At 72.3% G+C, this 12,521-nt stretch carries 10 protein-coding genes; 3 read left to right on the top strand and 7 right to left on the bottom strand.

The annotated features are described in order from the left end of the window. Positions 1-224 precede the first annotated feature (224 nt). Complete coding sequence (locus tag K7G59_RS05350; protein WP_225830661.1) at positions 225-875, bottom strand: phosphoribosyltransferase; 651 nt, start codon at positions 873-875, stop codon at positions 225-227. 213 nt (positions 876-1,088) lie between these two features. Here K7G59_RS05350 and K7G59_RS05345 point away from each other — a divergent pair, with 213 nt between their 5' ends. Then, the gene (locus K7G59_RS05345) at positions 1,089-1,529 is read left to right on the top strand and encodes an SRPBCC family protein (protein WP_225830660.1); all 441 of its coding nucleotides are present in this window, start codon (positions 1,089-1,091) and stop codon (positions 1,527-1,529) included. Between the two features lie 60 nt (positions 1,530-1,589). On the opposite strand, the gene K7G59_RS05340 is transcribed toward K7G59_RS05345, so the two are convergent. From K7G59_RS05340 to K7G59_RS05315, 6 genes are all read right to left on the bottom strand, one after another. Continuing rightward, complete coding sequence (locus tag K7G59_RS05340; protein WP_225830659.1) at positions 1,590-2,231, bottom strand: LysE family translocator; 642 nt, start codon at positions 2,229-2,231, stop codon at positions 1,590-1,592. A gap of 105 nt (positions 2,232-2,336) precedes the next feature. Then, positions 2,337-3,536, bottom strand: coding sequence for an XdhC family protein (locus K7G59_RS05335; protein WP_225830658.1), 1,200 nt, complete (start codon positions 3,534-3,536; stop codon positions 2,337-2,339). 48 nt (positions 3,537-3,584) lie between these two features. Next, the gene (locus K7G59_RS05330; protein ID WP_225830657.1) at positions 3,585-5,042 is read right to left on the bottom strand and encodes an NCS2 family permease; all 1,458 of its coding nucleotides are present in this window, start codon (positions 5,040-5,042) and stop codon (positions 3,585-3,587) included. 207 nt (positions 5,043-5,249) lie between these two features. Further along, positions 5,250-7,673, bottom strand: coding sequence for a xanthine dehydrogenase family protein molybdopterin-binding subunit (locus K7G59_RS05325; RefSeq protein ID WP_225830656.1), 2,424 nt, complete (start codon positions 7,671-7,673; stop codon positions 5,250-5,252). 2 nt (positions 7,674-7,675) lie between these two features. Next, complete coding sequence (locus tag K7G59_RS05320) at positions 7,676-8,257, bottom strand: (2Fe-2S)-binding protein (RefSeq protein ID WP_225830655.1); 582 nt, start codon at positions 8,255-8,257, stop codon at positions 7,676-7,678. After that, positions 8,257-9,150, bottom strand: a complete 894-nt coding sequence (locus K7G59_RS05315) for a xanthine dehydrogenase family protein subunit M (RefSeq protein WP_225830654.1) — start codon at positions 9,148-9,150, stop codon at positions 8,257-8,259. The genes K7G59_RS05320 and K7G59_RS05315 overlap by 1 nt, the downstream gene beginning before the upstream one ends. A gap of 349 nt (positions 9,151-9,499) precedes the next feature. Here K7G59_RS05315 and K7G59_RS05310 point away from each other — a divergent pair, with 349 nt between their 5' ends. Both K7G59_RS05310 and K7G59_RS05305 read left to right on the top strand, forming a co-directional pair. Beyond that, positions 9,500-11,173 (top strand): PucR family transcriptional regulator ligand-binding domain-containing protein, encoded by a 1,674-nt coding sequence (locus K7G59_RS05310; protein WP_225830653.1) that lies wholly within the window; start codon positions 9,500-9,502, stop codon positions 11,171-11,173. A gap of 165 nt (positions 11,174-11,338) precedes the next feature. After that, positions 11,339-12,106: a hypothetical protein gene (locus tag K7G59_RS05305; protein ID WP_225830652.1), complete on the top strand. Its 768-nt coding sequence runs from the start codon at positions 11,339-11,341 to the stop codon at positions 12,104-12,106. Positions 12,107-12,521 lie beyond the last annotated feature (415 nt).

Below are 12,521 nucleotides of genomic sequence, written 5' to 3'. Positions count from 1 at the left end.
CCCGAGGCTACTCCGCGTATGACCTCGTTACTACTGGTGTGCACGGAGTTGAGCGGTGCAGATCGGTCTCCCGCAGCCGTTGGGGGTTTCGGTGCCGGACGCGCCCGATTTTTCGATGCGCCCCCGGCCTCAGCGCGCACCCGTTTCGGGGCGGGCCCGGTGTCCGTGCGGGCCCGGTGTCCGTTCGGGCCCGGTGTCCGTTCGGGCCCGGTGTCCGTTCGGGCTCAGTGTCCGTGCGAGGCGTGCAGCAGGTCGAGCACGTCGGCGTCGGTCAGCTGGCCGAAGTCGTCGTACCACTGGCCGACGGCGGAGAAGCCGGCCGGCCGGTGCGGGCACACGACCAGATCGGCCTCGGCGGAGAGCCGGTGGACGGCGTCCGGGGCGCCGACCGGGACGGCCAGGACGAGCCGGGCGGGGTCGCGGTGCCGGACGTGACGCAGGGCGACGTGGGCGGTGGCGCCGGTGGCCAGCCCGTCGTCGACGACGATCACCGTGCGGCCGGCCAGGTCGGGCGGCGGGCTGTCGCCCCGGTAGACCCGCTCGCGCCGGTGCAGTTCGCGCCGCTCCCGCTCCACGGCCGGGGCGAGGGCGTCCTCGGTGAGGCCGAGCATGTCGAGGGTGCCGGCGTCGAGGAACGGCGGGTCGTCGTCGACGAGCGCGCCCACGGCGAACTCCTCGTGGTGCGGGGCACCGATCTTGCGTACGACGAGGACGTCGAGCGGGGCGGCGAGAGCTCTGGCGACCGGCTCGGCCACGGCGATCCCGCCCCGGGGCAGGGCGAGCACGACCGGGTCGGCGAGGTCTCCCCCGTCCCGCAGGTCGCTCAGCAGTCCGGCGAGTTCCCGGCCGGCTTCGGCGCGGTCCCGGAAGCGCATGGTCATCCTCCTCCGCGGGAGCCCCTCTTTCCATGGTGCTACGGCGGAGCCCTTACGGAGAATTCGAACATGTCTTCTAGATACCGCGTGCGCAGTCCCCGCATGTCCGGGAGCGGGCCCGTGGGGGCGGGGCACGTGGGGCCGACGTGCGCCGAACGGGGGAGGAATCGGCGAACACGCAGGTGACGGGCGGCAATTGCCTAGGATCGTGCCGTGCCGGTCTTTTCCTTCGAACGTACGACCCCGCTCCCCCTCGACGAGGCGTGGCGTCGGCTCACCGAGTGGCCCCGCCACTCCGGCGTGGTCCCGCTGACCCGGATCATCGTGGTCACGTCCGCGCCGACCCGCGAGGGCACGCGTTTCGTGGCCCGCTCGGGCCTCGGGCCGCTGGTCCTCGACGACGTGATGGAGGTGACCGTCTGGCGCCCGCCCGCCGACGGCGAGCCGGGGCTGTGCCGGCTGGAGAAGCGCGGGCGGACGGTGCGGGGCTGGGCGGAGATCGAGGTCCGGCCGGGGCCCAGGGGCCGGAGCCGGGTGGTGTGGCGGGAGGATCTGCGGCTGCGGTTCCTGCCCGGCTGGTGCGACGGCCTGGTGGCGCGGGCGGGCCGTACGGTGTTCGAGCGGGCCGTGAACCGGCTGCTGAGAACGGCGTGACCGGCGCCGCCAAGGCGCTCGACCGGCGTTGCGCAGGCACGCGGAAGGCTGCGGAGCCGCTCAGTCCTTGCGGCCCGTCACGGCCACCGTCACGCCGAGGCCGATCATCGTCAGGCCACCGACCCCGCCTACCACGGACAGTCGGCGCGGGGAGCGGGCGAACCAGTCACGGGCGGCCGAGGCGACCAGTCCCCAGAGGCTGTCGGAGGCGATCGCGATGACGTTGAAGACCAGGCCGAGCAGGAGCATCTGCCCCGGGACGTGTCCCTGCTCGCGGTCGACGAACTGGGGCAGCACGGCGGCGAAGAACACGACGGTCTTGGGGTTGGCCACCCCGACCGCGAACCCCTCCCACAGAGTGCGCAGACCGCCGTGCGGCGCCGCCTCGGACCCGGTGAACGCCGCCCGCAGCGACCCGCGCTGCCGCCAGGCCTTGACACCGAGGTACACGAGGTAGGCGGCGCCCGCGAATTTCAGGGCGGTGAAGACCAGGACCGAGCGTTGCACGACCGAGCCGACGCCGAGGGCCACGGCCACGACGAGCGTGTAGGCACCGATGGTGTTCCCGACGACGGTGGTCAGCGCGGCACGCCGCCCGTGGGCGAGCGCCCGGCCGATCACGAAGAGCACGCTGGGGCCGGGGATCACTATCAGCAGCAAGGACAGGGCCGCGAAGGCCGACAGCCGGTCGGTGGACACCATGGGCTCATGCAAACACAGGGCCCGCCGCCTCCGGCAAGCCGTTTTCCCCCACGGACGGCACCCGCCCTTCCGGCGGACGGCACGCGCCCTTCCGGTGCGGGCCGCTCAGGCCACCGAGCCGATCCGCCCCGTCGGCCGTGCCGCCGTGTCGTGGTGGATCGGGGTGTGCGCGCCGGTCAGCGGCACCCCGCTGCCGCCCCGCCGGGCCGCGACGATCTCCGCGGCGATCGACAGGGCCGTCTCCTCCGGCGTACGGGCGCCGAGGTCCAGGCCGATCGGGGAACGCAGCCGGGCCAGTTCCAGTTCGGTGACGCCGGCCTCCCGCAGCCGTCTGTTGCGGTCCAGGTGGGTGCGGCGCGAGCCCATGGCGCCGACGTAGGCGACCGGCAGGCGCAGGGCCAGTTGGAGCAGGGGTACGTCGAACTTGGCGTCGTGGGTGAGGACGCAGAGGACGGTGCGGCCGTCGACGGCGGTGCGCTCCAGGTACGTGTGGGGCCACTCGACGACGATGTCCTCGGCCTCGGGGAAGCGGGTCCTCGTGGCGAAGACGGGCCGGGCGTCGCACACCGTCACGTGGTAGTTCAGGAACTTGCCGACGCGGACCAGCGCCGAGGCGAAGTCGATCGCACCGAAGACGATCATGCGCGGCGCGGGGACGGATGACTCGACCAGCACCGTGAGGGGTGCTCCGCAGCGCGAGCCCTGCTCGCCGATCTCCAGGGTGCCGGTGCGGCCCGCGTCCAGGAAGGCGGCGGCCTCGGCGGCGACGGTGCGGTCCAGCTCGGGGTGGGCGCCGAAGCCGCCGTCGTAGGAGCCGTCCCAGGAGCCACTGGTGGAGCCGCGGGAGGAACTGTCGGGGGAGCCGCCGGGGCGGACCAGGAGGGCCCGGCCCAGCAGTTCGGCGGGGCCCGAGACGATCCGCGCGACCGCCGCCGCCTCCCTACGGACAGCGGCGGCCAGCGCGGTCGCGATCACCGGCCGGGCGGGACCGTCCGCCCGTACCGGGGTGACGAGGATGTCGATGACGCCGCCACAGGTCAGGCCGACGGCGAACGCGTCCTCGTCGCTGTACCCGAAGCGTTCGACGACGGTCTCGCCGTCCTCCAGCGCCTGTCGGCACAGCTCGTACACGGCGCCCTCCACGCACCCGCCGGAGACCGAGCCGACGGCCGTGCCGTCGGCGTCCACCGCGAGGGCGGCGCCGGGCTGGCGCGGGGCGCTGCCGCCGACGGCCACCACCGTCGCGACGGCGAAGTCACGGCCCTGCTCGACCCACCGGTTCAGCTCTTCGGCGATGTCCAGCATCTCTGGGTCTCCTCACGGGTTGTACGGAAGGGACGTTCGACAGGGCGGCTACTGCACGCCCAGCCACGCCTCGATGGGGTGGAGTGCGAAGTAGATCAAGAAGACGACCGTCAGACCCCACATGAACGCGCCGATCTCGCGGGCCTTGCCCTGGGCCGCCTTGATGGCCACGTAGGAGATGACGCCCGCGGCGACACCGGTGGTGATGGTGTACGTGAACGGCATCAGGACGACGGTCAGGAAGACGGGGATCGCCGTGGCGCGGTCGGCCCAGTCCACGTGCCGCGCGTTCATCATCATCGTCGCGCCGATGACGACGAGGGCCGCGGAGGCGACCTCCTGCGGGACGATCGCGGTCAGCGGGCTGAAGAACAGACCGGCCGCGAACAGCAGACCGGTGACGACCGAGGCCAGACCCGTGCGGGCGCCTTCGCCGACACCGGTGGCGGACTCGATGAAGACGGTCTGGCCGGAGCCGCCGGCGAAGCCGCCGATCGCACCGCCGGCGCCGTCGATGAACAGCGCCTTGGACAGGCCGGGCATCCGGCCCTTGTCGTCGGCCAGGTCGGCCTCGGTGCCGACGCCGATGATGGTGGCCATCGCGTCGAAGAACCCGGCGAGCACGAGCGTGAAGACGATCATGCCGACGGTCATCGCGCCGACCTTCTCCCAGCCGCCGAACTCCACGTGTCCGAGGAGCGAGAAGTCGGGCATCGAGACGGCACCGCCGTGCAGTTCGGGGGCGCCGTTGGCCCACTGCCGCGGGTCGATGACGCCGAGGCCGTTGAGGACGGCGGCGGCGGCGGTGCCGGAGACGATGCCGATCAGGATGGCGCCGGGGACGTCGCGGGCCTGGAGCATGAAGATCAGCAGCAGGGTGGCGGCGAAGAGCAGCACCGGCCAGCCGGTGAGCTGGCCCGTGGAACCGAGGGTGACCGGGCCGCCCTTGCCCTGGTGGACGAAGCCGGACTTGTAGAAACCGATGAACGCGATGAACAAGCCGATGCCCATGGTGATGCCGTGCTTGAGCGCCAGCGGGATCGCGTTCATGATCATCTCTCGCAGGCCGGTGACGACCAGCAGCATGATGACCGCGCCGTACATCACGCACATGCCCATGGCCTGCGGCCAGGTCATCTCGGGTGCGACCTGGGTGGACAGGACGCCGGAGACGGAGAGGCCGGCGGCGAGCGCGAGGGGCACCTTGCCGGCGAAACCCATCAGCAGCGTGGTGACGGCCGCCGCGAGCGCCGTCGCGGTGATGAGGGCCTTCTGGCCGAGCGTGTCCCCCGACACGTCCTTGCCGGACAGGATGAGCGGGTTGAGCAGGAGGATGTAGGCCATCGCCATGAAGGTGGTGATGCCGCCGCGCACCTCACGCGCGAGGGTGGATCCTCTGCGGGATATGTGGAAGTACCGGTCGAGCCAGGACCGGCCTGCGGGGACGCGGCTGCCTTCGCCGGCGTCCTCGCTTGCGGTCCTCGGCTCCACTGACTGCTGGGTCATGGTGCCATCTCCCAAGGTTCACAGGGGCACCCGTGCAACGTCCCTACCGCGCACGGGATTTGGGAATGGACGACCCGGGGGACGGCCCGAGACGAACGAATTTCCTGGTACTTCAAGGACCGCGAGCGGTGCGGACTCGAAGGAGGTTCCTCCGGGCGGCGCGGCGGAGTGTGTGACGTTCCCTGCGCCGCCCGGAGAGCTCGGTTGTTACGCGGTTCCCGTGAGGTGCTCGGGCCGTACCGGAGTGCGGTCGAGCTCCAGTCCCGTCGCGTTCCGGATCGCCGCGAGGACGGCCGGGGTGGACGACAGCGTCGGGGCCTCGCCGATGCCGCGCAGCCCGTACGGGGCGTGCTCGTCGGCGAGTTCGAGCACGTCGACCGGGATGGTCGGCGTGTCGAGAATCGTGGGGATCAGGTAGTCCGTGAAGGAGGGGTTCCTGACCTTGGCGGTCTTCGGGTCGACGATGATCTCCTCCATCACCGCCACACCCAGGCCCTGCGTCGTGCCGCCCTGGATCTGGCCGACGACGGAGAGCGGGTTCAGCGCCTTGCCGACGTCCTGGGCGCAGGCCAGCTCGATCACCTTGACCAGGCCGAGCTCGGTGTCGACCTCGACGACGGCGCGGTGGGCGGCGAAGGAGTACTGCACGTGTCCGTTGCCCTGGCCGGTGCGCAGGTCGAAGGCCTCGGTCGGCCGGTGCCGCCACTCCTCCTCGACCTCCACGACCTCGTCCTCGAGGACGTCGACCAGGTCGCCGAGGACCTCACCGCCGTCGGTCACCACCTTTCCGTCCTCCAGCAGGAGTTCGGCGGTGGCCCAGGCCGGGTGATAGGTGCCGAACTTGCGCCGGCCGATCTCAAGGACCTTCTCCCGCACGAGTTCGCAGGCGTTCTTGACGGCGCCGCCGGTGACATACGTCTGCCGGGAGGCGGAGGTCGAACCGGCGCTGCCCACCTGGGTGTCGGCGGGATGGATGGTCACCTGGGTGACACCGAGCTCGGTGCGGGCGATCTGCGCGTGGACGGTGACCCCGCCCTGTCCGACCTCCGCCATCGCGGTGTGCACGGTCGCGACCGGCTGCCCGCCCACGACCTCCATGCGCACCTTGGCGGTGGAGTAGTCGTCGAACCCCTCGGAGAAGCCGACGTTCTTGATGCCGACCGCGTAGCCGACCCCGCGTACGACGCCCTCGCCGTGCGTGGTGTTGGACAGGCCTCCGGGCAGCTGCCGTACGTCGGCGCCCTCGCTGGACTCCCACTGGCGCTCGGGCGGCATCGGCATCGCCTTGACGCGGCGCAGGAGTTCGGCGACCGGGGCCGGGGAGTCGACCGGCTGCCCGGTCGGCATGACCGTGCCCTGTTCCATCGCGTTCAGCTGGCGGAACTCCACCGGGTCCATGCCGAGCTTCTTCGCGAGCTTGTCCATCTGTGCCTCGTAGGCGAAGCACGCCTGGACCGCGCCGAAGCCACGCATCGCGCCGCAGGGCGGGTTGTTGGTGTAGAGGGCGATGGCCTCGATGTCGACGTCGTCGACGACGTACGGGCCGACGGAGAGCGAGGAGGCGTTGCCGACGACCGCCGGGGAGGCCGAGGCGTAGGCGCCGCCGTCCAGCACGATCCGGCACTTCATGTGCGTGAGCTTGCCGTCCTTGGTGGCGCCGTGCTCGTAGTACAGCTTGGCGGGGTGCCGGTGGACGTGTCCGAAGAAGGACTCGAACCGGTTGTAGACGATCTTCACCGGCTTGCCGGTGCGCAGCGCCAGCAGGCAGGCGTGGATCTGCATCGACAGGTCCTCGCGACCGCCGAAGGCGCCGCCGACGCCGGCCAGGGTCATGCGCACCTTCTCCTCGGGCAGGCCGAGGACGGGCGCGATCTGGCGCAGGTCGGAGTGGAGCCACTGGGTGGCGATGTAGAGGTGGACGCCGCCGTCCTCCTCGGGCACGGCGAGCCCGGACTCGGGGCCGAGGAAGGCCTGGTCCTGCATGCCGAAGGTGTACTCGCCCTCCACGATCACGTCGGCCCGCCTGCGGGCCTCCTCGACGTTGCCGCGGACGATCGGCTGCCGGTGCACGATGTTGGGGTGCGGGACGTGCCCGCAGTGGTGGTCGTCGCGGTTGTCGTGGACGAGGATCGCGTCGGGCGCGGTGGCGGAGGCCTCGTCGGTGATGACGGGCAGCTCCTTGTACTCCACCTTGATCTTGGCGGCGGCGCGGCGGGCCGTCTCCGGGTGGTCGGCGGCGACGATGGCGACGGGCTCGCCGTGGTGGCGTACCTTGCCGTGGGCGAGGACCGGGGTGTCCTGGATCTCCAGGCCGTAGTGCTTCACCTCGGCCGGCAGGTCGTCGTACGTCATGACCGCGTAGACGCCCGGCGTGGCCAGGGCCTCGGCGGTGTCGATCGACAGGATCTCGGCGTGCGCGACGGTGGAGCGCAGGATCTGGCCCCACAGCATGTCCTCGTGCCACATGTCGGACGAGTACGCGAACTCGCCGGTGACCTTGAGGGTGCCGTCCGGGCGGAGCGTGGACTCGCCGATGCCGCCCTTGGTCTGGGAGCCCTGCGTGATCTTCGTGGGAGCGCCGGTGGGTGCACCACCCTGCTCGAACGTGGTGGAGAGCTTGGGGGACGGCATGCTCAGACCCCCTCGGACTGGCGGGCCGCGGCCAGGCGGACCGCGTCCATGATCTTCTCGTAGCCCGTGCAGCGGCACAGGTTGCCCGACAGGGCCTCGCGGATGTCCGCGTCGGTCGGGTTGGGGTTGCGCTCCAGCAGTTCGTCGGAGGCCACCAGCAGACCCGGGGTGCAAAAGCCGCACTGGACGGCGCCGGCGTCGATGAACGCCTGCTGGACGGGGGAGAGTTCCGTTCCTTCGCCGGTCCCGGAGTCGGTGCCCTTGGCCTGCCACAGCCGGGCGTCCTGCAGGGACGTACCGCAGGTGCCGCGCGCGCTGCCGCTCTCGGCGCGCTGCCGGGCGTAGTCCGCGAGGCCCTCGACGGTCACGACCTCGCGGCCCTCGGCCTGCCCGGCCGCGACCAGGCAGGAGCAGACCGGGACGCCGTCCAGGCGCACGGTGCAGGAGCCGCACTCGCCCTGCTCGCAGGCGTTCTTGGAGCCGGGCAGTCCGAGGCGTTCGCGCAGGACGTACAGCAGGGACTCGCCCTCCCAGACGTCGTCGGCCTCCTGCGGGCGTCCGTTGACGGTGAAGTTGACGCGCATTACGCAGCTCCCTCCGATGCGCGGCGGGCGCCGCGGTACGACTCCCAGGTCCAGGTGAGCGTCCGGCGGGCCATCACGCCGACCGCGTGGCGGCGGTAGCTCGCGGTGCCCCGGACGTCGTCGATCGGGTTGCAGGCGGCGGAGCACAGGTCCGCGAACTGTTTGGCGGCCGACGGGCTGATGATCTTTCCGTTGTCCCAGAAGCCGCCCTCTTCCAGGGCCGCGTTCAGGAAGTCCTCGGCCGCTTCGGCCCGCACCGGGGTGGGGGCCGCGGAGCCGATGCCGGTGCGGACGGTGCGGGTCTCGGGGTGCAGGGCGAGACCGAACGCGCACACGGCGATGACCATGGCGTTGCGGGTGCCGACCTTGGAGTACTGCTGCGGTCCGTCCGCCTTCTTCACGTGCACGGCGCGGATCAGTTCGTCGGGCTGGAGCGCGTTGCGCTTGACGCCCGTGTAGAACTCGTCGATCGGGACCAGCCGGGTCCCGCGGGCCGCCGACGCCACCTCGACCTCCGCGCCGGCGGCGAGGAGGGCGGGGTGGGCGTCACCGGCGGGCGAGGCCGTGCCGAGGTTGCCGCCGACGCCGCCGCGGTTGCGGATCTGCGGGGAGGCGACCGTGTGCGAGGCGAGCGCGAGGCCCGGCAGCTCGGCACGGAGATGCTGCATGATCGTGGTGTACGGGACGGAGGCACCCAGCCGTACGGTCTCCTCGCCGACCTCCCATTCGTAGAGGTCGCCGATGCGGTTCAGGTCGAGGAGGTACTCGGGCCGGCGGTGGTCGAAGTTGATCTCGACCATCACATCGGTGCCACCCGCAATCGGCACAGCGGTGGGGTGCTCGGCTTTCGCGGCGAGCGCCTCCTCCCAGCTGGCGGGGCGAAGGAAGTCCATGACCGGCTCTCTTCTTCTTCGTCTCGTGGGTCGTTCAGATTGAGCCAATCCGTGTGCGGCGGGCCCGGCTCGTTCGTGTCCTGTCAACGCGGAGCGGACTCAGTACACCGCTCGGCACTCCAGCGGGGTCAGTCACCGAAACCATGAAGGAGTTGGCTGGCCAGGGCGGGCATCTTGTAGATTCGTATGAACGAAGGTCATCGGTAACCTCTCCGTTTTCCCGGGGAAACGCGGGAAAGCGGCCCGACGGCCCCGCAGGACGGCCCGTGCGCCCCCGCACCGGTACCTCCTGTCTGTCCCTCCACCGGGGCTCATCGTAGGTTTCGAGACAAAGAACGGCGGCGACGACATGCGGCTGCGCGCACTGCTGGACACCGATGCGCTGGGCCTGCGGCTGCTCGGCGGCGAGGACGAGCTGGACCGCACCGTGCGCGGGGTCATGACGACCGACCTGCGCGATCCGAGCCGCTACCTCTCCGGCGGCGAACTGGTGCTGACCGGCCTGGCCTGGCGCCGGAACGCAGACGACTCCGAGCCGTTCGTGCGGATCCTCGTACAGGCCGGGGTGGCGGCGCTGGCGGCCGGTGAGGCGGAGCTGGGCGATGTGCCGGACGACCTGGTGCTGGCCTGCGCGCGGCACCGGCTGCCGCTGTTCGCGGTGCACGAGTCGGTGGCGTTCGCGACGATCACCGAGCACGTGGTACGGCAGGTCTCCGTCGAGCGGGCCGGGGACCTCGCGGCCGTGGTGGACCGGCACCGGCGGATGATGACCTCGGGCCCGGCGGGCGGCGGCCCGGACGTGGTCCTGGACCTGCTCGGCACCGACCTGGACCTGCGCGCCTGGGTACTCTCCCCCACCGGCCGGCTGATAGCCGGCTCCAAGGAGGCGGGCCCGGCGCTGCCCGCGGAGACCTGCGCCAGGCTCGCCGGCGAGCACTTGGCGGCCACCCGCACCGGCCGGCGCGGACCGTACCGGGTGCCGCTCGGCCAGACGACGTACTCCCTCTTCCCGATCCGCTCCACGGGCCGCTCCCCGCAGGCCGCCCGCGACGTGCGCGAGACGGTGCTGTCGGACTGGCTGCTGGCCGTCGAGGCGGATGCCGGGGACTGGCCGGAGGAGCGTCTGGACCTGCTCCAGGGCGTCACCCAGCTGATCGCCGTCGAGCGGGACCGCAGGGAAGCGGCGCGCACCGTGCGGCGCCGGCTCGCGCAGGAGGTGCTGGAGCTGGTGCAGACGGGCGCCGCGCCCGCCGAGATCGCCGCGCGCCTCCGGGTCGCCGCGCCGGTGCTGCTGCCCGGCCTCGGCGCCGCCCCGCACTGGCAGGTGGTCGTGGCCCGGGTCGAGTGGGAGGGCGGCGACATCGAGGGCGGCCCGGTCGCCCAGTCGCTGCTGGAGGAGGTCCTGGTCGACCCGCAGGCCACCGGCCCCGAGCCGTCCGACCGGATCGCGGTCGCGCACACCGGCGACGAGGCGATCGCGCTCGTCCCGCTCCCGGCGGTCTCCAGCGAGCACGACGGCTCCGAGCGGGGCCTGCTCGCCGACGCCCTCGTGAAGTCCGTACGGGAGCCGCTGTCGGCGGGCCTGGACGACGACGGGCGGCTGACCCTCGGCGTCAGCGCTGCCGTGCACTCCGCGGAGGGACTGCGGGGGGCTCTGGAGGAGGCCCGGCACGCCCGCCGGGTGGCGGCGGCCCGCCCCGGCCGGGTCTGCGCGGCCGGCCACCAGGAACTGGCCAGTCACGTCCTGCTGCTGCCGTTCGTCCCCGACGACGTCCGCCGCGCGTTCACCGCGCGCCTGCTCGACCCCCTGAAGGAGTACGACCGCCGCCACCGCGCGGAGCTGATCCCGACCCTGGAGGCGTTCCTGGACTGCGACGGCTCCTGGACCCGCTGCGCCACCCGCCTCCACCTGCACGTCAACACGCTGCGCTACCGGGTCGGCCGAATCGAGCAGTTGACGGGACGTGACCTGTCGCGCCTGGAGGACAAGCTCGACTTCTTCCTGGCGCTGCGCATGAGCTGAGGTCACGGGGGTGCACGGCGGACAAACCAAGTCACGCCAACCTCCCCCTACTTTGTGAAATCTTTCACCCACCCTCTTGGCCCGGCGCGGATATTGGTGCTGGAATGCCGCCACCACTCAACAGCTCGATGGCGTGCTCGGGGAGGCAACGTGGCGCATTCCGCCATGTCTGGTAACGGAACGACCGCCGACGACGATCCGCTCCAGACCGCGGTATGGCGCTTGCGCTCGCGGGCCTGCTGGGCAGACGCGGCGGCGCTGCTGCCGGCCGACAGCCCCGGCTCGGCTCTGCAACGGGCCGCGCTGCTGGTGGAGCGGTGCCTGTACACCGAGCGCGGTTGGGCGGAGGCCGAGGACGCGCTGCGGATGGCCGAGGCGCTGGCCCACAGCGACGAGGAGCGGGGAGCGGCGGCCTGCGAACGCGGCCAGCTCGCCTACGCGGCCACGCTGCACGGCGTACGGGACCGGGCGGACGAGGCGCGGGCGGCGCTCGGCCGGGCGGCGGCGCTGATCCCTCCGGGGGGTGCGGGCCGGGCGCTGCTGGACTTCCGCCGGGGTCTGCTCGCCGAGAACCTGACCCGCTCCCCGCAGGCGGCCCGCGCGGCCTACCGCCGGGCCCATGCGGGCGCCACCGCGCACGCCGACCCGCTGCTGCTGTCCTTCACCTGGCGCCACCTGGCCGGACTCGCGCTGCGCGACGGCGAGCTGGCCGAGGCGAGGCACGGCTTCGCCGAGTCCCTCCGGATCAGGGAGGAGCTGGGGTACCTGGTGGGTACGGCGCCCGCGCTGGCGTCCCTGGCGGACACGGAGTCCGAACCGGAGGCGTCCCGGCTGCGCGATGAGGCCCGGCGTCTGTTTCGACTCCTCGGGGGTGTACCCACCTGGCTGGCCCGGCAGCTGACGCCGCCCACGCCGGGGGTGGCGACGGCGTAGGCGTGGGCCGACCGGGGTTTCACGTGCCCGCGCCGACGGGACCGCGGCTTCCCAAGGGCGCGGGAAACAACGCGAGCGGCCACAGCGGACCCATCCCGGAAAGCCACCCCGCCGACAGCCCCCCGGGCCCCCAGAGGCACGGCAAACACCACGAACACCCACGACCGACCCACACCCGGAAGGTCACCCCACCGACAGGCCCCCACCCCCACAGCCACGCGGCACAACCCGAGCGGCCACGACCGACCCACCCCGGAAAGCGCCCTCCGGGCCCCCAGAGGCACGGCAAACACCACGAACACCCACGACCGACCCACACCCGGAAGGTCACCCCACCGACAGGCCCCCGCCCCCACAGCCACGCGGTACAACGCGAGCGGCCACGACGGACCCACCCTGGAAGGCGGCCCGCGCC

It is taken from the genome of Streptomyces sp. NK08204 (assembly GCF_020400585.1).
Classification (GTDB): domain Bacteria; phylum Actinomycetota; class Actinomycetes; order Streptomycetales; family Streptomycetaceae; genus Streptomyces.
Note: the sequence above shows the minus strand (reverse complement) of the source record. Positions and strands in the feature narration are given on the sequence as shown.